Annotated in this window: 24 protein-coding genes; 20 read left to right on the top strand and 4 right to left on the bottom strand. The window is 69.7% G+C overall.

Annotated features, from left to right (window positions below):
• The first annotated feature begins 15 nt into the window (after nucleotides 1-15).
• A complete protein-coding gene (locus tag ACZ7OU_RS03490) occupies nucleotides 16-1,542 on the top strand; it encodes a M1 family metallopeptidase (protein WP_470254101.1) in 1,527 nt (508 codons plus the stop codon).
• A 22-nt stretch (nucleotides 1,543-1,564) separates the two neighbouring features.
• Nucleotides 1,565-2,002: a DUF3592 domain-containing protein gene (locus tag ACZ7OU_RS03485; protein WP_470239630.1), complete on the top strand. Its 438-nt coding sequence runs from the start codon at nucleotides 1,565-1,567 to the stop codon at nucleotides 2,000-2,002.
• On the opposite strand, the gene ACZ7OU_RS03480 is transcribed toward ACZ7OU_RS03485, so the two are convergent.
• From ACZ7OU_RS03480 to ACZ7OU_RS03470, 3 genes are all read right to left on the bottom strand, one after another.
• Nucleotides 1,929-2,378, bottom strand: a complete 450-nt coding sequence (locus tag ACZ7OU_RS03480; RefSeq protein ID WP_470255875.1) for a GNAT family N-acetyltransferase — start codon at nucleotides 2,376-2,378, stop codon at nucleotides 1,929-1,931. The genes ACZ7OU_RS03485 and ACZ7OU_RS03480 overlap by 74 nt on opposite strands.
• Nucleotides 2,360-2,530, bottom strand: a complete 171-nt coding sequence (locus ACZ7OU_RS03475) for a GNAT family N-acetyltransferase (RefSeq protein WP_470254100.1) — start codon at nucleotides 2,528-2,530, stop codon at nucleotides 2,360-2,362. The genes ACZ7OU_RS03480 and ACZ7OU_RS03475 overlap by 19 nt, the downstream gene beginning before the upstream one ends.
• Before the next feature lie 234 nt (nucleotides 2,531-2,764).
• Nucleotides 2,765-3,601 (bottom strand): inositol monophosphatase family protein, encoded by an 837-nt coding sequence (locus tag ACZ7OU_RS03470; protein WP_470254099.1) that lies wholly within the window; start codon nucleotides 3,599-3,601, stop codon nucleotides 2,765-2,767.
• A gap of 177 nt (nucleotides 3,602-3,778) precedes the next feature.
• On the opposite strand from ACZ7OU_RS03470, the gene ACZ7OU_RS03465 reads away from it, so the two are divergent.
• Together ACZ7OU_RS03465 and ACZ7OU_RS03460 are read left to right on the top strand one after the other, a co-directional pair.
• Nucleotides 3,779-4,849 carry a glycosyltransferase family 4 protein gene (locus ACZ7OU_RS03465; RefSeq protein ID WP_470239627.1) on the top strand — a complete coding sequence of 357 codons (1,071 nt, stop codon included), beginning with the start codon at nucleotides 3,779-3,781 and terminating at the stop codon, nucleotides 4,847-4,849.
• Nucleotide 4,850: 1 nt separating this feature from the next.
• Complete coding sequence (locus ACZ7OU_RS03460) at nucleotides 4,851-5,954, top strand: glycosyltransferase family 4 protein (protein WP_470254098.1); 1,104 nt, start codon at nucleotides 4,851-4,853, stop codon at nucleotides 5,952-5,954.
• Here the strand turns inward: ACZ7OU_RS03460 and ACZ7OU_RS03455 are convergent.
• Nucleotides 5,947-6,414, bottom strand: coding sequence for a MarR family winged helix-turn-helix transcriptional regulator (locus ACZ7OU_RS03455; RefSeq protein ID WP_470254097.1), 468 nt, complete (start codon nucleotides 6,412-6,414; stop codon nucleotides 5,947-5,949). The two genes, ACZ7OU_RS03460 and ACZ7OU_RS03455, sit on opposite strands and share 8 nt — an antisense overlap.
• A 53-nt stretch (nucleotides 6,415-6,467) precedes the next feature.
• On the opposite strand from ACZ7OU_RS03455, the gene ACZ7OU_RS03450 reads away from it, so the two are divergent.
• From ACZ7OU_RS03450 to ACZ7OU_RS03375, 16 genes are all read left to right on the top strand, one after another.
• Entirely contained in the window at nucleotides 6,468-7,013 is a 546-nt protein-coding gene (locus ACZ7OU_RS03450) for a DUF4386 domain-containing protein (protein WP_470254096.1), read from the top strand.
• A 9-nt stretch (nucleotides 7,014-7,022) separates the two neighbouring features.
• Nucleotides 7,023-7,712 (top strand): demethylmenaquinone methyltransferase, encoded by a 690-nt coding sequence (locus ACZ7OU_RS03445; protein ID WP_470239623.1) that lies wholly within the window; start codon nucleotides 7,023-7,025, stop codon nucleotides 7,710-7,712.
• A 10-nt stretch (nucleotides 7,713-7,722) separates the two neighbouring features.
• On the top strand, nucleotides 7,723-9,009 hold the full coding sequence (locus tag ACZ7OU_RS03440; protein WP_470254095.1) for a geranylgeranyl reductase family protein: 1,287 nt from the start codon (nucleotides 7,723-7,725) through the stop codon (nucleotides 9,007-9,009).
• A gap of 666 nt (nucleotides 9,010-9,675) precedes the next feature.
• Complete coding sequence (locus ACZ7OU_RS03435; protein ID WP_470255874.1) at nucleotides 9,676-10,068, top strand: NADH-quinone oxidoreductase subunit A; 393 nt, start codon at nucleotides 9,676-9,678, stop codon at nucleotides 10,066-10,068.
• A 4-nt stretch (nucleotides 10,069-10,072) separates the two neighbouring features.
• A complete protein-coding gene (locus ACZ7OU_RS03430) occupies nucleotides 10,073-10,621 on the top strand; it encodes a NuoB/complex I 20 kDa subunit family protein (RefSeq protein WP_155548771.1) in 549 nt (182 codons plus the stop codon).
• A gap of 3 nt (nucleotides 10,622-10,624) precedes the next feature.
• The gene (locus ACZ7OU_RS03425) at nucleotides 10,625-11,374 is read left to right on the top strand and encodes an NADH-quinone oxidoreductase subunit C (protein WP_470239621.1); all 750 of its coding nucleotides are present in this window, start codon (nucleotides 10,625-10,627) and stop codon (nucleotides 11,372-11,374) included.
• Nucleotides 11,371-12,702 carry an NADH-quinone oxidoreductase subunit D gene (locus ACZ7OU_RS03420; RefSeq protein WP_470239620.1) on the top strand — a complete coding sequence of 444 codons (1,332 nt, stop codon included), beginning with the start codon at nucleotides 11,371-11,373 and terminating at the stop codon, nucleotides 12,700-12,702. Before ACZ7OU_RS03425 ends, ACZ7OU_RS03420 begins: the two co-directional genes overlap by 4 nt.
• Nucleotides 12,699-13,577: an NADH-quinone oxidoreductase subunit NuoE gene (nuoE, locus tag ACZ7OU_RS03415; RefSeq protein ID WP_470254094.1), complete on the top strand. Its 879-nt coding sequence runs from the start codon at nucleotides 12,699-12,701 to the stop codon at nucleotides 13,575-13,577. The genes ACZ7OU_RS03420 and nuoE overlap by 4 nt, the downstream gene beginning before the upstream one ends.
• The gene (nuoF, locus tag ACZ7OU_RS03410; protein WP_470239618.1) at nucleotides 13,577-14,857 is read left to right on the top strand and encodes an NADH-quinone oxidoreductase subunit NuoF; all 1,281 of its coding nucleotides are present in this window, start codon (nucleotides 13,577-13,579) and stop codon (nucleotides 14,855-14,857) included. Before nuoE ends, nuoF begins: the two co-directional genes overlap by 1 nt.
• On the top strand, nucleotides 14,854-17,328 hold the full coding sequence (locus ACZ7OU_RS03405) for an NADH-quinone oxidoreductase subunit G (protein WP_470254093.1): 2,475 nt from the start codon (nucleotides 14,854-14,856) through the stop codon (nucleotides 17,326-17,328). Before nuoF ends, ACZ7OU_RS03405 begins: the two co-directional genes overlap by 4 nt.
• Complete coding sequence (nuoH, locus tag ACZ7OU_RS03400; RefSeq protein ID WP_470239616.1) at nucleotides 17,325-18,674, top strand: NADH-quinone oxidoreductase subunit NuoH; 1,350 nt, start codon at nucleotides 17,325-17,327, stop codon at nucleotides 18,672-18,674. Before ACZ7OU_RS03405 ends, nuoH begins: the two co-directional genes overlap by 4 nt.
• Nucleotides 18,661-19,185: an NADH-quinone oxidoreductase subunit NuoI gene (gene nuoI, locus ACZ7OU_RS03395; protein WP_013222460.1), complete on the top strand. Its 525-nt coding sequence runs from the start codon at nucleotides 18,661-18,663 to the stop codon at nucleotides 19,183-19,185. Before nuoH ends, nuoI begins: the two co-directional genes overlap by 14 nt.
• A complete protein-coding gene (locus ACZ7OU_RS03390) occupies nucleotides 19,182-20,051 on the top strand; it encodes an NADH-quinone oxidoreductase subunit J (protein WP_470254092.1) in 870 nt (289 codons plus the stop codon). The genes nuoI and ACZ7OU_RS03390 overlap by 4 nt, the downstream gene beginning before the upstream one ends.
• The gene (gene nuoK / locus ACZ7OU_RS03385; protein ID WP_003081840.1) at nucleotides 20,048-20,347 is read left to right on the top strand and encodes an NADH-quinone oxidoreductase subunit NuoK; all 300 of its coding nucleotides are present in this window, start codon (nucleotides 20,048-20,050) and stop codon (nucleotides 20,345-20,347) included. Before ACZ7OU_RS03390 ends, nuoK begins: the two co-directional genes overlap by 4 nt.
• Before the next feature lie 11 nt (nucleotides 20,348-20,358).
• Nucleotides 20,359-22,260: an NADH-quinone oxidoreductase subunit L gene (gene nuoL, locus ACZ7OU_RS03380; RefSeq protein WP_470254091.1), complete on the top strand. Its 1,902-nt coding sequence runs from the start codon at nucleotides 20,359-20,361 to the stop codon at nucleotides 22,258-22,260.
• Complete coding sequence (locus tag ACZ7OU_RS03375) at nucleotides 22,260-23,849, top strand: NADH-quinone oxidoreductase subunit M (RefSeq protein ID WP_470254090.1); 1,590 nt, start codon at nucleotides 22,260-22,262, stop codon at nucleotides 23,847-23,849. Before nuoL ends, ACZ7OU_RS03375 begins: the two co-directional genes overlap by 1 nt.
• Nucleotides 23,850-23,852 lie beyond the last annotated feature (3 nt).

Here is a 23,852-nt window from a genome sequence, read left to right as displayed (position 1 = left end):
GTTGGAGGGATTCGAATGCGTGCAAGAACTCGCACCGGCCTCGGTGTGCTCGCGGCCGGGGTCGCCTCGGTGCTGCTCGCCGGTACCGCCAGTGCGGCCCCGACACCCGGTGCTCCGGGCGTCGGTGACTCGTACTACCCGAACGCCGGCAACGGCGGGACGGACGTGCTGCACTACGACATCCGCCTGACCTACCAGCCCGCGACCGACGTCCTCGCCGGCACGACCACGCTGCTGCTCACCGCCACGCAGGACCTTTCGCGGTTCGACCTGGACTTCGCGCTGAAGGCGTCGAGCGTGCTGGTCAACAACCGGCCCGCCCAGTTCGCCAACCAGAACGGCAACGGCGAGCTCGTCGTCACCCCGGCGCAGCCGCTGCTCAAGGGCCAGACCGCGACCGTCGTCGTCGCCTACTCGGACACGCCGTCGACCGAGACCGTCGACGGCCTCAACGCGTGGAAGAAGGGGTCGTTCGGCGCGCTCGGCGTCGACGAGCCGCAGAGCTCCGCGTGGTGGTTCCCGGCCAACGACCACCCGACCGACAAGGCGACCTACGACGTCACCATCGAGGCCCCGGATGACAACGTTGCCGTCACCAACGGCACGCTCGTCCGCACCACGAAGCAACGCGCCGGCTGGACCCGCTGGCAGTGGCGCAGCACGAAGCCGCAGGCCACGTACCTGACGTCGTTCATCGTCGGCAAGTACGAGCTGAACCAGTCGACGACCCCGGACGGCAAGCCGTTCATCACGGCGTACGGCTCCGACCTCGGCGACTCGCTGTACGCGGCGAAGGCCAGCGTCGAGCGCACGCCCGAGATCGACGCGTTCCTGGCGACGCAGTTCGGGCCGTACCCGTTCGAGGCCGAGGGCGGCGTCGTGACCAGCGGCATCACGTTCTCGCTGGAGAACCAGACCCGGCCGACCTACGGCGCGCGCAACTTCCGCGCGGGCTCCAACACGACGCTGATCGCGCACGAGAACGCCCACCAGTGGTTCGGCGACAACGTCTCGCTCGGCCGCTGGAGCGACATCTGGCTGAACGAGGGCTTCGCGTCCTACGCCGAGTGGCTCTGGTCGGAGCACGAGGGCGAGGGCTCGGTCGCCGAGCTCGCGCAGTACACGTACGACTCCAACCCGGCCGACGGCGACCTGTGGAAGCTCGTCCCGGCCGACCCGGGCGCGGACAACCAGTTCGACAACGCCGTGTACGACCGCGGCGCGCTGACGCTGCAGGCGCTGCGGACGGCCGTCGGTGACGAAGCGTTCTTCAAGATCCTGCAGACGTGGCAGGTCCAGAAGGGCGGGTCGCACGGGCGGATCCAGGAGTTCATCGCGCTGGCCGAGAAGGTTTCGGGCAAGCCGCTGTACGACCTGTTCCAGACGTGGCTGTACACGGCGGGCAAGCCGGCGGTGGGCCCGAACGGCGCCTCGCCGGCCGCGTTCACGTCGGCTTCGGCTTCTCACACAGCTGCGAAGCCGAAGTCGTACGACCAGATCCAGGCGAACCACCGGAATCTCGCCGCGGAACACACGCACTGAGCGAGACCGCTACGCTCGCCGCGTGAGCACGAGAGGTGAGCGGGTGAGGCGCGTCGGGTGGTGGACCACCCTCGGCGTCGCCTCGCTCCTCACCATCATGTGCGTGTGCCTCCTGTTCGCGGCGATCCGGAACGACGGCGCGATCTCCGCCCAGCTCGGCACGGCGAACGCGACGGTGGACTCGGTGGCGTTCGACCGCACGATCATCCACTTCGAGACCCCGGATGGGATTGTTCACAGCCCGGCGAACGGGGTCCTCTATCCGGACGGCCTGGCCGCGGGACAGCTGGTCCGCATCGAGTACGACGCTTCCGATCCGGAGCTGGCGCGGGTTGCGGGTCGGTCGGCGGCTTTGACGCTGCTGCCGCTGGGGAGTTTTGTGTTCTTCACGTGGCTGGTGGCGGGGCCGGTGCTGTGGTGGATCCGGCGGCTGAACAAGCGTGCCACCGTTCCCGTGTGATGTCGTACTCGACTTCGCCCTGTTCGGATCCTTCGATGGGGTCTTCGTAGTCCGCGGCTGAGGTGAAGGCCCTGGCGAAGGTCAATCCTGCCGAGGTCATCGTTGCGCGGGATCCGGTGTTGACCGCCATCGTCTGGGCGAAGATGCGGTCGAGGTGTAGGTCTTCGAAGCCGTAGCGGATCAGTTCGCGTGAGCCTTCGCTTGCGTAGCCCCTGCGCCAGTGTTTTTGCAGGAGTCGGTAGCCGAGCTCGGCTTCGCCCTCGATGTCCGGCTGGTCCGGGCCGTGTGGGGGGCGCAGGATCCACCAGCCGATGAATTCTTCGCCCGTGAAGCCCATCCAGAAGCCGAATCCGGGAGCTACGTTTTTTCTGCGGATGTGCGCCTGCTCGACCTCGGCTCGGGTCGCGGCGCGGCGCGGCCGGTGATGTAGCGCATGACCTCGGGGTCGGAGTCGAGCTCGTACTCGAGTTCCAGGTGCTCGTCGGTCAGAGGGAGGAGGGTGAGCCGCTGGGTTTGGAGGGTCGGCATGGGGCGGTTCTCACAGCTGGCGCAACCCGATTTGTTTGTCTCCCGCTCCTCGTCCTCCATTGTTCAACACCGGATACCCGGCCTCAAGGGCGCCTTCGGCGTCGCTTCGCGATTCGCTTCGCTCACCCTTGACCCCGGGTCTCCGGTGCTGACTGCGGCTGGGACGAGGGGCGGGGGAGGTCTAGGGCGGGCCTGTTGCCCGCTTCGCTCGCCTCTTGTGCGGGGCCGACCCGCTCAGCCTGGTCCGGCCGTCTCCTGCCACCAGCCCAGTACCTCGTCCGCCACTCCCGGGGCCGCCACCAACAACCCGTCCGTCGGCAGGGCCGTGTCGTCGCCGTGTTTGTCCAGTACCACCGCTCCTGCCTCGATTGCCATTGCCACCGAGCCCGCTACGTCCCACTCGTGGTAGCTGTGCAGTACCGCTGCTGCCGCGTGACCCAAAGCCACCTGGGCGATCGACAGCGCTGCTGAGCCCAGCACCCTTACTCCTGTGTGGGCCGCTGCCGCTCGCTCGATGAAGCCGCCCATTCCCGGCCATGGGCCCTGGCGGGCGAACTCCGTGCAGACCAGCGCTCCCGCCGTTACGCAGCGGTCCACCAGCTTGACCGGCTTGCCGTTCGCGCGGGCCCCTCGTCCGCGCGCCGCCGCGTAGATCTGGGCTCGGTATGGGTCTGCCACCACTCCCACCACCGGGCCCGCCGCGTCGACCAGTGCCAGGCTGTACGCGCACCACGGGACCCCCGCCACGTAGTTTGCCGTGCCGTCCACCGAGTCGACCACCCAGCGGTACTCCGCTACGTCCGCGCCGTGGTCCGCGCCGAACTCGTGGCCGACCACCGGGATGCCCGGGAACTCCGCCGTCAGGACGCGGCGGGTGTGCCGCTCCAGGATCCGGTCGGTGTCGGTGACCCAGTCGAACGGCGAATCCAGCGTCGACGGGTGGGCGCCTCGGCCGGCGGTCGCGGTGATCACGTCGGTGGCGTCGTTGGCCAGCCGTCCGGCCACTTCGAGCGCCCTCGACAGCAGGCCGGGCTCGACGGGCCGCGGCGGCCGGGAGGACAAGAGGGTCATGCCTGCTTAGTCTGGGTCACCCTGGTTTCCGGGACACGACCTTGAGATGACATGTCGTGGCCGATCTGTTCCGGCAGCGTTGGCCGCAGTGTCACGCCGCCGCCAGGATCGGGTGCGATCGTCCAAGACGTGCGAGTCGCCATAGTCACCGAAAGTTTCCTGCCCCAGGTGAACGGCGTGACCAACTCCGTCCTGCGGGTCGTCGAGCACCTGCGCGAACGCGCCCACGACGTGCTGATCATCGCCCCCGGCCCCGGCCCGGACTCCTACCGCGGCGCTCCGGTCGTCCGGATTCCCGCGCTGGACTTCCCCGGGGTCAACTCCCTGCCGATCGGCGTGCCGACGCGCACGGTGCTCAACGCGCTCGCCGCGTTCGGCCCGGACGTCGTCCACCTGGCCTCGCCGTTCGTGGTCGGCGCGCGCGGGCTGGCCGCCGCGCGACGGCTGCGCGTCCCGTCGATCGCCGTCTACCAGACCGACATCGCCGGGTTCGCCGCCGCGTACGGCTTCGGCATCGCCGCGCGCGCCGCGTGGCGCTGGGTGCGGCGGCTTCACTCGCGGGCCGACCGGACGCTCGCGCCGTCGAGTGACGCGGTCGAGCAGCTGGAGCTGCACGGCGTCCCGCGCGTGCACCGCTGGGCGCGGGGCGTCGACATCGAACGGTTCTCCCCGCAGCACGCCGACCCGGCGCTGCGGGCCGAGCTGGCGCCGAACGGCGAGCTGCTCATCGGGTTCGTCGGCAGGCTGGCGCCGGAAAAAGAGGTCGACCGGCTGGCCGCGCTCGCCGACGTGCCGGGGATCCGCCTGGTCGTCGTCGGCGACGGACCCGAGCTCGAAAACCTCAGGGAACAGCTGCCCGGCGCGGCCTTCCTCGGTGCGAAGTACGGCGAAGAGCTCTCGAAGGCGTACGCGAGCTTCGACGTCTTCGTCCACACAGGCCCGCACGAGACGTTCTGCCAGGCGGTGCAGGAGGCGATGGCGTCCGGCCTGCCGGTGCTCGCGCCGGACGCGGGCGGCCCGAAGGACCTCGTCCTGCCCGGCCGCACCGGCTACCTGCTGCCCGCGGACCGCGAGCTGTTCGGCCCGGCGCTCGTCGAGAAGGTCGACGCCCTGCGCGACCCCGCGCTGCGGGCGAGGCTCGGCGAGAAGGCCCGCAAGGTCGTGCTGGGCCGCACCTGGCCCGCCGTCTGCCGCGAGCTGATGGGCCACTACGAAGCCGTGCAGGGCCGGGCCGCCCGCGCGGCCTGACATGCACATCGTCCAGCTCGCGAACTTCTACGGGCCGCGCTCGGGCGGGCTGCGTACGGCGCTGCACCACCTCGGCGCCGGGTACGTCGCGAGCGGGCACGAGGTCACGCTGGTGGTACCCGGCACGCGGTACGCCGACGAGGTCCTGCCGACCGGCGTGCGCCGCTTTTCCCTGCCGGCGCTGAAAATCCCGGGTACGGGCGGCTACCGCGCCGTCGACCCGCACCGCGTCCGCTCGGTCCTGCGAAGACTCGAACCCGACCGGCTGGAGGTGTCGGACCGGCTGACGCTGCGGGGGATGGGCGGCTGGGCGCGGCGGCACGGCGTCCCGAGCACGGTCATCTCCCACGAGCGCCTCGACCGGCTGCTGGAGCAGTTCCTGCTGCCCGAGCCGGTGGCGCGCCGCGTCGCCGACGTCGCGAACCGCCGGATGGCCGCGAGCTACGACACGGTCGTCTGCACGACGGCGTTCGCGCGCGCGGAGTTCGACCGGATCGCCGCGCCGAACGTCCACCGCGTGCCGCTCGGCGTCGACCTGACGACGTTCCGGCCCGCCATGCGCGACGACGGCTGGCGCACCGGCCTCGCCGGGGGAGCGGACGCCCTGCTCGTCCACTGTGGACGCCTCTCGCCGGAGAAGCACGTGGAGCGCAGCGTCGACACGGTCGCTTCGCTGACCGATGCCGGCGTGAAGGTCCGGCTGGTGGTGGCGGGCGACGGGCCTCGCCGGCGGGCGCTGGAACGCCGGGCACGCGGGCTGCCGGTGACGTTCCTGGGGTTCCTGTCCGGCCGCGGCGACGTCGCGCGGCTGCTGGCCAGCGCCGACGTCTCCCTGGCGCCCGGTCCTCACGAGACGTTCGGCCTGGCGGCGCTGGAGGCCCTCGCGTCCGGGACGCCGGTGGTGGTGTCGGCGTCGTCGGCGCTGCGGGAGATCGTCCGGCCCGGCTGCGGCGCGGCGGTCGACGACCACGCGCCCGCGTTCGCGACAGCCGTGACGAACCTGCTGGAGAGCCCGGAGGACCTGCGCCGCGCGGCGGCCCGGGCGCGGGCCGAGGAGTTCACCTGGCCCGCGTCGGTGGCCGGGATGCTGGCGGCGTTCAGCTGATCCGGCCACGCGCGTAGCCGGGGTGGACGCCGGGCGTGAGGCCCTGGTCGTCGGCGATCTTCGTCAGGAGCTCGTGGAGCGTCGCGCGTTCGTCGTCGGTGAGCGGCGCGGTGATGGTGCGCTCGTGCGAGGCCGCCGTCTGGGCGATGCGGCCCATCAGCGCGCGGCCGTCTTCGCTCAGCTCCAGCGCGTAGAGCCGCCGGTCTTCCGCGTTGCGGCGACGCTCGATCAGGCCGCGCTTCTCCAGGCCGTCGACCAGCGGGACCAGCCGCGTCGCCGGCGTGCCGAGCTGCTTGGCCAGCGCCTGCTGGCTCTGCCCGGGCCGCGACGCGACCAGCCGCAGCAGCCCGACCTGCGGCGGGGTCAGGTCCAGCTCGCCGATCCGCTCGGTGAACCGCATCGCCGCGTGCGCGCCGACCTGGGCGAGCAGGAACGCGCTGCCGAACCGGGGAGCTTCCATGGCCGGAACGATAGTCGTTGACAATTGATTACACCAGTGTAATCGTTTATGGCATGAAACGAATTGCGATCGTCACCTACGGCCTGTTCACCGTCGCCGGGGGAGTCCTCGGCGCCACCGGCACCCGCCCGGGCTCGTCCGCCGCCGAGGTCACCGCTTACGTCGCCGCCCACCAGGGGCTCGTCCAGGCGCTGGCCCTCGTCGTCTTCGGCGCCGGGCTGTCCCTCGCGACCTGGACCGCGGCCGCGAGACCACCGCGTCTCGGCTTCGCCGGCGGCCTGCTCGCGTCGGGCTCGCTCGTGCTGAGCGGCCTCGCCACGTGGACGGCCGCCCAGAACCCGGACTTCGCCCGCCCCTTCACGTCGCTGGCCTTCGCGAGCGGGGCCTTCGGCTTCGCGGTTCCCCTCGCGCTGCTGATCGCGGCTGTCGCGGCCACGACGCGGCGGTGGGTGGCGATCACCGGGTACGTCATCGCCGCGCTCTCGGCGCTGTCGGCGTTCAGCGTGCTGACCGACGTGCTCTACCCGTTGATCCCGGTCGCGCGCTTCGGCGGGCTCATCTGGCTGGTGCTCGCCACCTTCACGAAGGCGGACGACTAGATTCAAGCCATGTCACGCGCAAGCCTGGACAAGGATCCGCACGAAGTCGCCGCGATGTTCGACGGCGTCGCGGACGGGTACGACCGGGCGAACTCGTTCATGACCTTCGGTTTCGACCGGCGCTGGCGCACCACCACCGCCCGCGTGCTCGACGCCCGCCGCGGCGAGAAGGTCCTGGACCTCGCCGCCGGCACCGGGGTGTCCACCGTCGAGTACGCCCGCGGTGGCGCCTGGTGCCTGGCCGCGGACTTCTCGTTCGGCATGCTCCGGGCCGGGCTGCACCGCAACGTGCCGATGGTCGCGGCGGACGCGCTGAACCTGCCGTTCGCCGACGACAGCTTCGACGCCGTGACGATCTCCCTGGCGCTGCGCAACTTCGTCGACACGAAGGCGGCGCTCACCGAGATCGCCCGGGTGGTCAAGCCGGGCGGCCGGTTGGTGATCTGCGAGGTCTCGACGCCGCCGTTCGCCCCGATCCGGTTCATCCACCGGCGGTTCATGCTGAAGCTGCTGACCTGGGTCGGCAAGCGGACGTCGTCGAACCCGGAGGCGTACTCCTACCTGGCCGAATCCATGCTGGCCTGGCCGGACCAGCGCACGCTCGGCGAGATCATCGCGAGCGCGGGCTGGACCGACGTCGAGTGGTTGAACCTCACATTCGGCGTCGTGGCGATCCACCGAGCGAAGAAGCCTGCCTAAACTCGCGTTCATGAGTCGACGCACCGCAGACCAGGACGCCGAAGTCATCGTCGTCGGCGCCGGGCCCGCCGGGTCCACCGTGGCCACCTACCTGGCCCGCGCGGGCGTCGACGTCCTCCTGCTGGAGAAGACCGAGTTCCCCCGCGAGAAGGTCTGCGGTGACGGCCTGACCCCGCGCGGCGTCAAGCAGCTGATCGACCTGGGCATCGACACCAGCGAGGACGCTGGCTGGGTGCACAGCCGCGGCCTCCGGATCCTCACCGGCGACCTGACGCTGGAGCTCGACTGGCCGGACCTCACGAGCTACCCGCCGTACGGCGTTTCCCGGACCCGCCACGACTTCGACGACCTGCTCGCGAAGCTCGCGGTGAAGGCGGGCGCGCGGCTGTACGAGCGCACGACGGTCACCGGCGCGATCACCAGCCCGGGCGGGCGCGTGGTCGGCGTCGAGGCGAAGGTCGGCCCGGAGCGGACGCCGGTGAAGTACCGCGCGCCGCTGGTCCTGGCCTGCGACGGCGTGTCCGCGCGGCTCGCGCTGAGCGTCGGCATCCAGAAGAACGAGAAGCGCCCGATGGGCGTCGCGGTGCGCCAGTACTACAAGAGCCCGCGCCACGACGACCCGTTCATCGAGGGGCACCTCGAGCTGTGGGACAAGTCCGACCCGCGCGACCCGAAGCTGCTGCCGGGCTACGGCTGGGCGTTCCCGCTCGGCGACGGCACGGTGAACGTCGGCCTCGGCATGCTCTCGACGTCGGCGTCGTTCCGGAACACCGACTACCGCGCGCTGCTGCGCCAGTGGCTCGACGGGACGCCGGAGGAGTGGGGCTACCGCGAGGAGAACGCGATCGGCAAGGTCGGCGGCGCGGGGCTGCCGATGGGCTTCAACCGCACCCCGCACTACCGCGACGGACTCCTGCTGCTCGGCGACGCGGGCGGCATGGTCAGCCCGTTCAACGGCGAAGGCATCTCGGCGGCGATGGAGTCGGCCCAGATCGCGGCGGAGGTCGTGGTCCAGGCGCTGGCCCGGCGCGAAGGAGCTTCGCGCGAGCGGGCGCTGGAGGCGTACCCGCGGGCGGTCGGCGAGCTGATGGGCGGGTACTACCAGCTGGGGAACGTGTTCGCGAAGATCATCGGCAAGCCGAAGATCATGCACGCGTGCACCAAGTACGGGCTGCGCATCAACAAGCTCCTGCCGCTGGTCTACAAGGGCCTGTCCGGCTGCTACGACGCCAAGGGCGGCGACGGCGTCGACCGCCTGATCTCGGCGCTGGCGAAGGCGGCACCGACCCCGCGCTGACCGGATCAACGGGCCCCGGCACGACTTCCGTGCCGGGGCCTTTCCGCGCGGCCGTGCGCTCCGGGGCATCACGCGTGATCCGCGGGGCATCACACGTGACCAGAGAGGCATCACGCGTGATCCGGCGGGCATCGGCGTGATGCCCGTCCAGTCACGCGAGAAGCCCGTCCAGTCACGCGTGATGCCCCTTGCCGCACCGGCTTTTCGCGCGCGGACACACGGGTGGCCTAACAAGTTGGCCGTGCGGTCAGTGGGATAGCTCACAGGCCGGCGCCCTGTTTGTCCGGCCGACAGGCGATCTTGAACGGTCTTCGCCCAGGTCGCGCGGGCGCTGTCACCGAGCCGTGACAACGTTGGCGCTGGAACTTAGGGCACCCTTATAACATGGGGGCCTAGGGACAAGAATGTGAGTCGCGTCCTACACTCCCCCCATGCTTTGTGAATCCCTTCACATCCGCGACGAGTGGCTTGTGAACTATTTCACAAGCGAGCTGTGTTTTCCCTCCGGGCCCAGCCACGGGCCGTAAGGAGACCCTGACCCTCGGCGGTGTGACCCAGGTCCCTTAGGGTGCCGACGAGGCCAAGCGGTTCCCACCACAAGCACAACCGCATCGGCGCGGAAAGGATGGCGAAGACCCCGTGCTGACGTTGCTGACCCGAACCGACATGGTGCAGCTGGCGCAAGAGGCCCCGAGCCTGAAGCCCTACCTGCCCCTGGTCCTGTTGTTCGTGCTGGCGCTCGCGTTCGCCGTGTTGTCGGTGCTGCTGGGCCCGCTCGTCGGCCCCAGCCGCTACAACAAGGCCAAGCTCGAGGCCTACGAGTGCGGCATCGAACCGTCCCCGCAGCCGCTCGTCGGCGCCGGGCGGATGCCGGTGGCCTACTACATCACCGCGATGCTGTTCATCCTGTTCGACATCGAGATGGTCTTCCTCTACCCGTTCGCCGTGCAGGCGGACGCGCTGGGCACGTTCGGCCTGGTGGAGATCCTGCTGTTCATCGCGACGGTCGGCTTCGCGTACGCCTACGTGTGGCGGCGCGGCGGCCTGGATTGGAACTAGACCCATGGGCCTCGAAGAGAAACTCCCCAACGGCATCCTGCTGGCCAGTCTCGAAGGTCTCGTCAACTGGTCGCGGAAGAACTCGATGTGGCCCGCGACCTTCGGGCTCGCCTGCTGCGCGATCGAGATGATGACGGTCGGCGGCTCCCGCTACGACATCGCCCGCTTCGGCATGGAGCGCTTCAGCGCGACGCCGCGGCAGGCCGACCTGATGATCGTCGCCGGCCGGGTCACGCAGAAGATGGCTCCGGTCCTGCGCCAGATCTACGACCAGATGGCCGAGCCCAAGTGGGTGCTCGCGATGGGCGTCTGCGCCTCCTCCGGCGGCATGTTCAACAACTACGCCGTGGTCCAGGGCGTCGACCACGTCGTGCCGGTCGACATGTACCTGCCCGGCTGCCCGCCGCGGCCGGAGATGCTGCTGGACGCGATCCTCAAGCTGCACGCCAAGATCCAGGACGAGCCGATCAACGCCCGCCGCGCCGCGATCCGCGCCGCCAGCGGGGCGCGCACCGAGCTCGTCGCGTCGTCGATCAAGTACGCGAAGAAGTAAGCGATGACTGAAACTCCTGAGACCGGCGGCGAGCAGTCCAGCGCCGACCGTCCCGAAGGCGGCCTCGAGCCGCGGGGCACCCGCCCCGCCGAACCGGTCGTCACCGGCCGCGAGCGCCAGGGCATGTTCGGCGTCCACGGCACCGGCGACACCTCCGGCTACGGCGGCGTCCGGCTCCCGGCCTACAACCCGGCGCCGGCCGAGCGCCCGTACGGCGGCTGGTTCGACCAGTTCGCCGACGAGTTCTACGCGGCCCTGTCGGACAACAAGATCCCCGCCGAAGCGATCCTGCAGACGACGGTCGACCGCGGCGAGATCACCTTCTACGTCGCCCGCGAGAAGCTGGCCGAAATCGCGAAGGTGCTTCGCGACGACGGCGGCCTCCGCTTCGAGCTGCTCAGCTCGGTATCCGGGGTGGACTACGGCGTCGACGTCCCGCAGCGGCTGCACTCCGTGTACCACTTCACGTCCCTGACGTACCGCCGCCGCATCCGGCTCGAGGTCACCCTCGACGTCGACGACGCGCACGTGCCGTCGCTGGTCGGGATCTACCCGACCGCCGACTGGCAGGAGCGGGAGACCTGGGACATGTTCGGCATCGTCTACGACGGCCACCCCGCGCTCACCCGCATCCTCATGCCGGACGACTGGGACGGCCACCCCCAGCGCAAGGACTACCCGCTCGGCGGGATCCCGGTCGAATACAAGGGCGCGGAGATCCCGCCGCCGGACCAGCGGAGGTCGTACTCGTGACGATTAACGAAGACACCACCCCAGTCCCCGAGGCCGACTCGCGCGACACCACCGAAGGCCGCGTCTACTCGGTCTCCGGCGGCGACTGGGACGACGTCATCGCCGACGCCGCGCACGACGAGCGCATGGTCATCAACATGGGCCCGCAGCACCCGTCGACGCACGGCGTGCTCCGGCTCGTGCTGGAGATGGAGGGCGAGACCGTCACGCAGCTGCGGTCGGTCATCGGCTACCTCCACACCGGCATCGAGAAGAACTGCGAGTACCGGACCTGGACCCAGGGCGTCACCTTCGTGACGCGCATGGACTACCTGGCCCCGCTTTCGACGGAGATGGCGTACTGCCTCGGCGTCGAGAAGCTGCTGCAGATCGAGGCCCCGCGCCGCGCGCAGCTGCTGCGCGTGATGCTGCTGGAGATCAACCGCATCGGCTCGCACCTGGTCTACATCGCCACCGGCGGCATGGAGCTCGGCGCCACCACCGCGATGACGCTCGGCTTCCGCGAGCGCGAGGTCGTGCTGCACCTGCTGGAGCACCTGACCGGCCTGCGCATGAACCACGCGTTCATCCGCCCCGGCGGCCTCGCGCAGGACATGCCCGAGGACTACCGCGAGAAGGTCACCGAATTCGTCAAGACGATGAAGGAACGCCTTCCGCTGTACGACAAGCTCTTCACCGGGCAGCCGATCTGGCGCAACCGGCTCAAGGGCGTCGGGTACCTGCCGGTCGACGCGTGCCTCGCGCTCGGCGTCACCGGCCCGGTGCTGCGGTCCGCGGGCCTGCCGTGGGACCTGCGGAAGACCGAGCCGTACTCCTGCTACGACGAGTTCGACTTCGACGTCCCGGTCGACAACGGCGCCGACTGCTGGTCGCGCTACCTGATCCGGGTGCACGAGATGCACGAGAGCCTCAAGATCATCGAGCAGTGCCTGGAGAAGCTCGAGCCGGGCCCGGTCATGGTCGAGGACAAGAAGGTCGCCTGGCCCGCGCAGCTGTCGATCGGCAGCGACGGCATGGGCAACTCGCTCGAGCACGTCAAGAAGATCATGGGCCAGTCGATGGAGTCCCTGATCCACCACTTCAAGCTGGTCACCGAGGGCTTCAAGGTGCCGGCCGGGCAGGTCTACACCTCGGTCGAGTCGCCGCGCGGCGAGCTGAGCGCGCACCTGGTGTCCGACGGCGGCACGCGGCCGCTGCGGGTCCACGTGCGCGAACCGAGCTTCGTGAACCTGCAGTCGATGCCCGCCATGGCCGAAGGCGGCCTGGTCGCGGACGTGATCGCCGCGATCGCCTCGATCGACCCCGTCATGGGGGGAGTGGACCGATGACCTCAAGCACCGCAGTCCCGGAACCGGGGCCGAACGCGGCGGACCGGACGCACGCGGCCGCCGGCGGCGACGTCGACGTGATCGCCATCGCGCCGGATCCCGCGGTCGCCGAAGGGATCCTGGCCGACACCCCGCTCGAAGACATCTTCGACGACGGCGTCGTCGCCCGGGCGCAGGACCTGATCGCGCGCTACCCGGTGTCGCGCTCGGCGCTGCTGCCGATGCTGCACCTGGTGCAGTCGGTGCAGGGCTACGTCAGCCAGGAGGGCATCGCGTTCTGCGCGAAGCAGCTCGAACTGTCCGACGCCGAGGTCAGCGCGGTCGCGACGTTCTACACGATGTACAAGCGGCGTCCGTGCGGTGAGCACCTCGTGAGCGTCTGCACCAACACGCTGTGCGCGGCCATGGGCGGCGACGCGATCTACAAGAAGCTCCAGACGCACCTCGGTTCCGAGGAGGCGCCGCTGGGGCACAACGAGACCGCGGGCACGCCGAACGAGCCGGGCTCGGTCACCCTCGAGCACGCCGAGTGCCTCGCGGCCTGCGACCTCGCGCCGGTCATCCAGGTCAACTACGAGTACTTCGACAACCAGACCGAGGACAAGGCCGTCGCGCTGGTCGACGCGCTGCGGGCGGGCAAGAAGCCGGCCCCGACGCGCGGCGCCCCGCTGTCGAGCTTCAAGGCCGCCGAGCTGCAGCTCGCCGGGTTCTTCCCGGAGGACGAGCGCCAGTACCGCACGGACGTCGACGGCCCTTCGCAGGCTGTCGAAACGTTGCGGGGCGCGAAGCTCGCCCAGGACCGCGGCTGGGTCGCGCCCGTCGCGCAAGACGTCCCGCTGCCGGCTGTGCCTGTTAAAGAGGGGGAGAAGAAGTAATGGCAGATCCCATTACGCCGGTCCTCACGAAGCGCTGGCTGTCGCCGAACTCCTGGCAGATCGGGACGTACGAAGCGCTGGAGGGCTACACGGCCGTCCGCAAGGCGCTCGCCGGCACGCCGGAGCAGCTCGTCCAGCTGGTCAAGGACTCGGGCCTGCGGGGCCGCGGTGGCGCGGGCTTCCCGGCCGGCATCAAGTGGTCGTTCATGCCGCCGAACTTCGACAAGCCGCACTACCTGGTGATCAACGCCGACGAGGGCGAGCCGGGCACGTGCAAGGACATCCCGCTGATGATGGCGGACCCGCACTCGCTCATCGAGGGCTGCATCATCGCCTCGTACGCGATGCGCTCCAACCACTGCTTCATCTACGTCCGCGGCGAGGCGCTGCACTGCATCCGCCGCCTCAACGCGGCCGTGCGCGAAGCCGAAGCGGCCGGTTACCTCGGCGAGAACATCCTCGGCTCGGGCTTCGACCTCAAGATCACCGTCCACGCGGGAGCGGGCGCGTACATCTGCGGCGAGGAGACGGCGCTGCTGGACTCGCTGGAGGGCCGTCGTGGCCAGCCGCGGCTCAAGCCGCCGTTCCCCGCGGCCGCCGGTCTGTACGCCGCGCCGACCACGGTCAACAACGTCGAGACCATCGCGAGCGCGCCGTTCATCGTGAACGGCGGGTCGAGCTGGTTCCGCGAGATGGGCCGCGAGAAGTCGCCCGGCCCGAAGATCTACTCGATCTCCGGCCACGTCGAGAAGCCCGGCCAGTACGAGTGCCCGCTCGGCACCACGCTGCGCGAGCTGCTCGACATGGCGGGCGGCATGAAGGACGGCGTCCCGCTCAAGTTCTGGACCCCGGGCGGCTCGTCCACCCCGATGTTCACCGCCGAGCACCTCGACGTTCCCCTGGACTTCGAAGGCGCGGCGGAAGCCGGGTCGATGCTGGGCACGACCGCCGTGCAGGTCTTCAACGAGACGGTGTCGGTGCCCTGGGCCGTGATGAAGTGGACGCAGTTCTACGAGCACGAGTCCTGCGGCAAGTGCACGCCGTGCCGCGAAGGCACGTACTGGCTCGCGCAGATCCTCGAGCGCATGGTCGAGGGCCACGGGACCGAAGAGGACATCGACACCCTCCTCGACGTCTGCGACAACATCCTCGGCCGGTCGTTCTGCGCCCTCGGTGACGGCGCGGTGTCGCCGATCCAGAGCGGCATCAAGTACTTCCGCGAAGAATTCCTGGCTCTGTGTGAGAGCAACAAGCGCGAACTGGTGGGAGCGCAGGCATGACGATCGCCCCCGACAAGCCCGAAACGACCGAGACGCCGGTCCCCGAAGGCCACGTGAAGTTGGTCATCGACGGCGAAGAGGTCATCGCCCCCAAGGGCGAGCTGATCATCCGCACGGCCGAACGCCTCGGCACGGTCATCCCGCGGTTCTGCGACCACCCGCTCCTCGACCCGGCCGGCGCCTGCCGCCAGTGCCTGGTCGAGGTCGAGATGGGCGGCAGGCCGATGCCGAAGCCGCAGGCGTCCTGCACGATGACCGTCGCCGACGGCATGGTCGTCAAGACGCAGCTGACGTCGCCGGTCGCGGACAAGGCTCAGCAGGGTGTGATGGAGCTGCTGCTCATCAACCACCCGCTGGACTGCCCGATCTGCGACAAGGGCGGCGAGTGCCCGCTGCAGAACCAGGCGCTGGCCCACGGCCGCACGGAGTCCCGGTTCGTGGACACCAAGCGGACGTTCCAGAAGCCGCTGCCGATCTCGTCGCAGGTGCTGCTGGACCGCGAACGCTGCGTGCTCTGCCAGCGCTGCACCCGGTTCTCCCGCGAGATCGCCGGCGACCCGTTCATCGAGCTCCTCGAACGCGGCGCCCACCAGCAGATCGGCACCGCGGAGACGGCGGACGTCCTGGACCTCGCGTCGCGCACGACGTCGGGGCAGCCGTTCCAGAGCTACTTCTCCGGCAACGTCATCCAGATCTGCCCGGTCGGTGCCCTCACGAGCGCCGCCTACCGGTTCCGCTCCCGCCCGTTCGACCTGGTGTCCTCGCCGAGCGTCTGCGAGCACTGCTCGTCCGGCTGTGCCGAGCGCACCGACTTCCGGCGCGGCAAGGTCCAGCGCAAGCTGGCCGGCGACGACCCGGAAGTCAACGAGGAGTGGATCTGCGACAAGGGCCGCTTCGCCTTCCGCTACACGGGTGCCGACGACCGCATCCGCCGTCCGCTGGTCCGCAACACCGAGACCGGTGAGCTGGAAGAGGCCTCCTGGACCGACGCGCTGCGCATCGCGGCCGCCGGCCTGACCGAGGCTCGCGCCAACGGCGGCGTCGGCGTCCTGCCCGGTGGCCGGCTGACCGTCGAGGACGCCTACGCGTACTCGAAGTTCGCCCGCGTCGCGCTGCGGACCAACGACGTCGACTTCCGCGCCCGCCCGCACTCGGCCGAGGAGCTCGCGTTCCTCACCTCGCACGTCGTGGGCGTGACGCCGGAGTCCGGCGTCACCTTCGGCGAGATCGAGCGGGCCCGCACGGTCCTGTGCGTGGCGTTCGAGCCCGAGGACGAGGCGCCGATCGTGTTCCTGCGGCTGCGCAAGGCGGCCCGCAAGAACCGCACCCGCGTCGTCCACTTGGGACAGTGGACGACGTCGTCGGTGCGCAAGACGTTCGGCGAGCTGCTCGCCTGCGTCCCCGGCCAGGAAGCCGCGGCCATCGAAGGCATCGCCAAGCACGCGCCGGACCTCGACGAGGGCCTGCGCGGCGAAGGCGCCGTCGTCCTGGTCGGCGAGCGCGCCGCCCAGGTGCCCGGCCTGTTCTCCGCGCTGCACGACCTCGTCGAGCGCACCGGCGTCCGGCTCGCGTGGATCCCGCGCCGCGCCGGCGACCGGGGCGCGCTGGCCACGGGCTGCGTGCCGACGCTGCTGCCGGGCGGCCACCGGGTCGGCGACGACGCGGCTCGCGTCGCCGTCGAAAACGCCTGGGGCGTCCCGATCCCGGCCGCGCCGGGTCGCGACGCGACGGAGATCCTCAAGGCCGCTTCGGGCCGCGAGCTGGGCGGTCTGGTCGTCGGCGGTGTCGACCCGTTCGACCTGCCGGACCCGGAACTGGCGCTGCGCGCGCTGGACGGCGCCGGCTTCGTCGTCAGCCTGGAACTCCGGCACAGCGCGGTGACCGAGCGCGCGGACGTCGTGCTCCCGGTGGCCGCGTCCGACGAGAAGGCGGGCAGCTACCTCAACTGGGAGGGCCGCACCCGCCCGTTCGACGTCACCATCGAAGGCACCGGCGCCCTGCCGGACTGCCGGGTGCTCGACACCCTCGCCGTCGAGATGGACGCCGACCTGTTCACGCAGACACCGGCCGCCGCCCGCGGTGACTTCGAGAAGCTCGCCCCGGCCTCGGCCCTGCGGTGGGGCAACGTCGAAGCGGAGACCGGCGGAGCCACGGCGGCCCCCGGCGCCGGCCAGGCGATCCTGTCGAGCTGGCGTCAGCTGATCGACAACGGATCGCTGCAGGACGGCGAGCCGCACCTGAAGGGCACCCAGCGCACGCCGGTCGCGCGGCTGTCCGCGAAGACCGCCGAAGGGCTGGGCGTCACCGTGAAGGTGAGCACCGAACGCGGTGCGATCACGCTGCCGGTGGAGATCGCGGACCTGCCCGACGGCGTCGTGTGGCTGCCGGGCAACTCCGACGGCTCCGCCGTGCTCAAGACGCTCGGCGCCGGGCACGGCGCCGTGGTGAACCTCGCTGGGGGTGAACAGTGACTCCGTTGCTTACCGAGGTCGCTGTCGGGAGCGTTCCCGACGCGGCGACGCGCGCGGCGCTCCTGGCGGACGACCCGTTCTGGCTGATCCTGCTGAAGTCCGTGGTCATCCTGCTGATCGGCCCGATCTTCACGATCCTGCTGATCGTCTGGGAGCGGAAGGCCGTCGGCCGGATGCAGAACCGGCCGGGCCCCAACCGCGTCGGCCCGAACGGCTACCTGCAGTCCCTGGCGGACGCGATCAAGCTGCCGTTCAAGGAACAGATCATCCCGGACACCGCCGACCGCAAGGTGTACTTCCTCGCCCCGGTCATCTGCGTGGTGCCGCCGCTGATCGCGCTGGCGGCCATCCCGTTCGGCCCGGTCGTCTCGATCTTCGGCGAGCGCACCGTCCTCCAGCTGCTCGACCTGCCGGTCAGCGCGCTGGTGATCCTGGCCTGCTCCTCGATCGGCGTCTACGGCATCGTGCTCGCCGGCTGGGCGTCGGGTTCGCCGTACCCGCTGCTGGGCGGCATGCGCAGCGCGGCGCAGGTGATCTCGTACGAGATCGCGATGGGTCTCTCGATCGTCGCGGTGATCCTGCAGTCCGGTTCGCTGGACCTGGCCGACATCGTCGCCAAGCAGCAGCCGGCGTGGTTCCTGTACCTGATCCCGAGCTTCGTGATCTACCTGATCTCGATGGTCGGCGAGACCAACCGCGCCCCGTTCGACCTCCCCGAGGCCGAGTCGGAGCTGGTCGGCGGCTTCCACACCGAGTACAGCTCGATGAAGTTCGCGATGTTCTTCCTCGCCGAGTACGTCAACATGGTGATCGTGTCGGCGTTCGCGACGACGCTGTTCCTCGGCGGCTGGATGGCCCCGTGGCCGCTGTCGCTGATCGGGAACAACGTGCTCAACACCGGCTGGTGGCCGGTGCTGTGGTTCTTCGCGAAGATGTTCGTCCTGCTGTTCGGGTTCATCTGGCTGCGCGGCACGCTGCCCCGCCTGCGCTACGACCAGTTCATGCGCCTGGGCTGGAAGGTCCTGGTCCCGCTGAACCTGGTGTGGATCGTCATGGTCACCTTCGCGAAGGTGATCAGCTGGAACACCGCGTCGATCATCATCGCCGCGGTCGCGATCTTCATCGTCGTCGCCCTGTTCTTCTACGTCCGCGCGGCGGGCCGCGAAGAGGAGAGCGAGACCATCCCGGTGACCGGTGGCGGTTTCCCGGTCCCGCCGCTGGACCTCAAGGTCCCGCAGACCACCCCGCGTCAGAAGGCTTTGGCCAAGGCCGAGGCGAAGGCGGCCCGCCGCAAGCCGGCGGCCGTCGGTACCGCAAAGGAAGGAGCGCAAGATGGGGTTTCTTGATCCCGTCAAGGGCTTCGGCGTCACCTTCGGGATGATGTTCAAGAAGGTCGCCACCGAGGAGTACCCGGAAGCCGGCGCACCCGCCGCCCCGCGGTACCACGGCAGGCACCAGCTGAACCGCCACCCGGACGGCCTCGAGAAGTGCGTCGGCTGCGAGCTGTGCGCGTGGGCGTGCCCGGCGGACGCGATCTTCGTCGAGGGTGGTGACAACACCGAGGAAGCCCGGTTCTCCCCTGGCGAGCGGTACGGCGCGGACTACCAGATCAACTACCTGCGCTGCATCGGCTGCGGCCTCTGCATCGAAGCGTGCCCGACGCGGTCGCTGACGATGATCAACTTCTACGAGCTGGCCGACGACGACCGCCAGCGGCTGATCTACACGAAGGAAGACCTCCTCGCGCCCCTGCTGCCCGGCATGGAGCAGCCGCCGCACCCGATGCGGCTCGGCGAGAACGAGCAGGACTACTACGTGAACGGTCCGGAGCTGGCTCGCGGGGAGGGCATCAAGTGATCGCCGCACTCCTGGCCGAGGCTCCGACCGGTGCCGCCGCGGGCGTGTCGACCGGTGAGGCCATCGCGTTCTGGATCCTCGGCCCGCTCTGCCTGCTCGGCGGCCTCGGGATGATCTTCTCCCGCAACGCCGTCCACTCGGCGTTGTGGCTGGTGGTCACGATGCTGAGCCTGGGCGCGCTGTACATGATCCAGTCGGCGCCGTTCCTCGGCTTCACGCAGATCATCGTCTACACCGGCGCGATCATGATGCTGTTCCTGTTCGTCCTGATGCTGGTCGGCCGCGAGAGCTCCGACTCGGTCGTCGAGGTCCTGCGGGGACAGCGGCTGGCGGCGACGGTGCTCGGCATCGCGCTCGCCGCGCTGCTGGCCACCGGCATCTACCGGGCGCTGGCCAACGTCACCCCGGCCGTCCCGCTCGACTCGGCCACCGCGGCCGGCGGCGGGCCGAAGGGCCTGGGGCGGCTGATCTTCACCGACTACCTGTTCCCGTTCGAGCTGACGTCGGCGCTGCTCATCACCGCCGCCGTCGGCGCGATGGTGCTGGCCTTCACCGACCGCCACGGCAAGGGCGGCAAGCTCACGCAGAAGGAGCTCGTGCTGCTGCGCTTCCGCGGTGAGCACGACCGGCCCTCGCCGCTGCCCGGCCCGGGTGTCTTCGCCACCGCCAACTCGGTCGCGACGCCGGCGCTGCTGCCGGACGGCTCGGTCGCCCCGGAGTCGCTCTCGGCGATCATCGAGTCCACGTCGGCGATCGAGCTGGCGAAGGAACGCAAGCTCGTCGCGGACGACGTCGAGCACCCGGACGCGCACGCGCTGGTCGGTTCCGAGGGTGCTCCGGAAGGTTCGGAAGGGGAGAAGGCATGACCCCGACGTACTACCTGCTGCTGTCGGCGCTGCTGTTCGCGCTCGGCGCGGTCGGCGTGCTGGTGCGGCGCAACGCGATCGTCGTGTTCATGTGCATCGAGCTGATGCTCAACGCCGTGAACCTGTCGCTGGTCACGTTCGCCCGGATCAACGGCGGGCTCGACGGCCAGATCATGGCGTTCTTCGTCATGGTCGTCGCGGCCGCCGAGGTCGTGGTCGGCCTGGCGATCATCATGGCCATCTTCCGCACCCGGCGCTCGGCCTCGGTCGACGACACCAACCTGCTGAAGTACTAGGAGACCTCCGAGTGACCGCATCATCGTGGCTGCTGGTGGCCCTCCCTGCCCTCGGCGCCCTCATCCTCCTGTTGGCGGGCAAGCGGGCGAAGGCGTGGGGGCATCTGCTCGGCACGGCCACCGTCACGCTCGCCTTCGTCTACGGGCTGATCCTGTTCTTCACGGCGAACACGAGCACCACGACGGACACCAAGCTCTACTCGTGGATCCCGGCCGGTGCCCTGCAGGTCGACTTCGGGCTGCGGATCGACGCGCTGTCGCTGACGTTCGTGCTGCTCATCACCGGCGTCGGCATGCTGATCCACTACTACTCGATCGGCTACATGGCCGACGACGAGGGCCGGTACCGCTTCTTCGCGTACCTGAACCTCTTCGTCGCGTCGATGCTGATCCTGGTGCTGGGCAACAGCTTCGTGACGCTGTACCTCGGCTGGGAAGGCGTGGGCCTCGCGTCCTACCTGCTCATCGGCTGGTACCAGGGCCGCCCGTCCGCCGCGACCGCGGCGAAGAAGGCGTTCCTGATGAACCGCGTCGGGGACGTCGGGCTCGCGCTGGCGATCTTCATCATGTTCAAGTACGCGGGCTCGACCGGCTACGCGCAGGTCTTCCAGGCGGTCGCCGACGGCAAGTTCTCGCCGGGCGCGATCACCGCGATGGCGATCCTGCTCCTGCTGGGTGCCTGCGGTAAGTCCGGCCAGTTCCCGCTGCAGGCGTGGCTCCCGGACGCGATGGAGGGCCCGACCCCGGTGTCGGCCCTCATCCACGCGGCGACGATGGTGACCGCGGGCGTCTACCTGGTGGCCCGCTCGAAGGACATCTTCAACGCCACCGAAGACGGCCGCTTGATCGTCACGCTGGTCGGCACGGTGACGCTCCTCTTGGGGTGCATCATCGGCTGCGCGTACGACGACATCAAGAAGGTCCTCGCGTACTCGACGGTCAGCCAGATCGGCTACATGATGCTCGCCGTCGGCCTCGGGCCGATCGCGTACGCGCTGGGCATCATGCACCTGGTCGCGCACGGCTTCTTCAAGGCCGGGCTCTTCCTCGGGGCCGGCTCGGTCATGCACGGCATGAACGACGAGGTCGACATGCGGAAGTTCGGCGGCCTGCGCAAGAAGATGCCGATCACGTTCATCACGTTCGGCCTCGGCTACCTGGCCCTGATCGGCATCCCGCCGCTGTCGGGCTTCTTCACCAAGGACGCGATCATCGAAGCGGCGTTCAGCCAGGGCGGCTGGCGCGGCTGGGTGATGGGCGGCGCCGCGCTGCTGGGCGCCGGGCTCACCGCGTTCTACATGACGCGCCTGATGATGATGACGTTCTTCGGCAAGGAGCGCTGGAAGGACATCAAGTCCTCCGACGGCCGCGACTTCCACCCGCACGAGTCCACGGCGGTCATGTGGGTCCCGATGGCGGTGCTGGCGGTCGGTTCGGTCGGTGCTGGCGCGTTCTTCGCCCTCGGTGACCGCTTCGCCGAGTGGCTGACCCCCTCGGTCGGCGAGCTGGTGGAGGAACACCACTCGCCGCTGGACGCCGGCGTGATCTCGGCGGGCGCAATCGTGTTCTCGCTGCTGGGTGTGGTGATCGCGTACCTGATCTTCCGCCGTGACATCCCGGTCGAGCGGCCCGAGCGGGTCTCGTTCGTCACCCGCGCGGCCCGCAAGGACCTGTACGGCAACGCCCTCAACGAGACGCTGGTCGCCCGTCCGGGCACCTGGCTCGCGCGGGCGCTGGTGTTCGTCGACAACCGCGGCGTCGACGGCGCGGTCAACGGCCTGGCCGCCTCCCTCGGCGGCGGCTCCGGCCGGCTGAGGCGGCTCCAGACCGGGTTCGTCCGGTCCTACGCGCTCTCGATGCTGGGCGGCGCGTTCCTGCTTCTGGCGGCTCTCCTGCTGGTGAGGTTCTCCTGATGACCTGGTTGCTGATCCTCATCCTGGTGCCGCTCGCCGGCTCCCTGGTGCTGGCGTTCCTCAAGGGGAACGACCGCGCCGCGGTGCTGGCCGCGCTGGGGTTCTCGATCCTCGAGTTCCTGCTGATCATCCCGTTCTGGCTCAGCTACTCGCCTTCGGGCGCGCGGCTGCAGATGACGTCGAGCTTCGACTGGATCCCGAGCTTCGGGGTGCACATCGCGTTCGGCACCGACGGCATCTCGCTGATCATGATCGCGGTGATCGCGCTGCTGGTGCCGATCGTCGTCGGCGGGCTCGGCACGCTCGACAAGCTGCCGCCGGGCCGCAGCGCGGGCGGCTTCCTCTCGCTGATCCTGCTGCAGGAAGCGCTCACGATCGGCGTGTTCGCCGCGACCGACGTCTTCCTGTTCTACGTGCTGTTCGAGATCATGCTGATCCCGATGTACTTCCTGATCGGCGGCTACGGCGGCGCGAACCGGCAGTACGCGGCGGTGAAGTTCTTCCTCTACTCGTTCCTCGGCGGCCTGATCATGCTGGCGTCGGCGATCGGGGCGTACTCGCTGGCGAAGGACAAGCTCGGGCACGGCACGTTCGACTGGGCCACGCTCGTCACGGTCGTCCGCGACGCGCCGCTGTCCACGCAGATCTGGCTGTTCCTCGGGTTCTTCCTGGCCTTCGCGATCAAGGCGCCACTGGTGCCGTTCCACACCTGGCTGCCGGACGCGGCGGGGGAGGCGCCGATCGGCGTCGCCGTCCTGCTGGTCGGCGTGCTGGACAAGGTCGGCACGTTCGGGTTCCTGCGCTACTGCCTGCCGATGTTCCCGGACGCGAGCAAGACCCTCGCCCCGCTGGTGCTGGTGCTTTCGGTGATCGGTGTCCTTTACGGATCGATCCTCGCGGCCGGGCAGCGGGACATGAAGCGGTTCATCGCCTACGTCTCGATCGCCCACTTCGGCTTCATCTCGCTCGGCATCTTCGCGTTCAACGAGCAGGCGATGGTCGGCTCGGCGACGTACATGCTGAACCACAGCATCGCGACCGGCATGCTGATCGTGGTGATCGGCCTGGTCGTCGCGCGCGGCGGGTCGACTCGCATTTCGGACTACGGCGGCATGGCCAAGGTGACGCCGTTGCTGGCGGGCCTGTTCCTGCTCGCCGGCCTGTCGACGCTTTCGCTGCCGGGCACCAACTCGTTCGTCTCCGAGTTCCTGGTGCTCATCGGGGCGTACGTCGACCAGCCGGTGTACACGATCCTCGCCACGGTCGGCATGGTTCTGGCCGCGGCGTACGTGCTCTGGCTCTACCAGCGCATCATGCAGGGTCCGGTCCGCGGTGATGCTGTGTTGTCGCCGGCCCCGACGGGGCCTCCCACCCCGACCAGCGTGGAGTCGGGTGGCGCTGTAGCCACCGCGATGGCGCCGGAGCTGGGCGCCAAGAAGGCCATCACGGACCTGAACGGCCGCGAGATCGCGATCCTGGCGCCGCTGGTCGTGCTGGTCCTAGTCCTCGGCTTCTACCCGAAGCCGGTGCTCGACACAGTCACCCCGACGGTGCAGCAGACGCTGTCCGCGGTCCAGGGAGGCAAGTAAAAC

The sequence above is a fragment of the Amycolatopsis sp. NPDC114505 genome (genome assembly GCF_055633615.1).
Note: the sequence above shows the minus strand (reverse complement) of the source record. Positions and strands in the feature narration are given on the sequence as shown.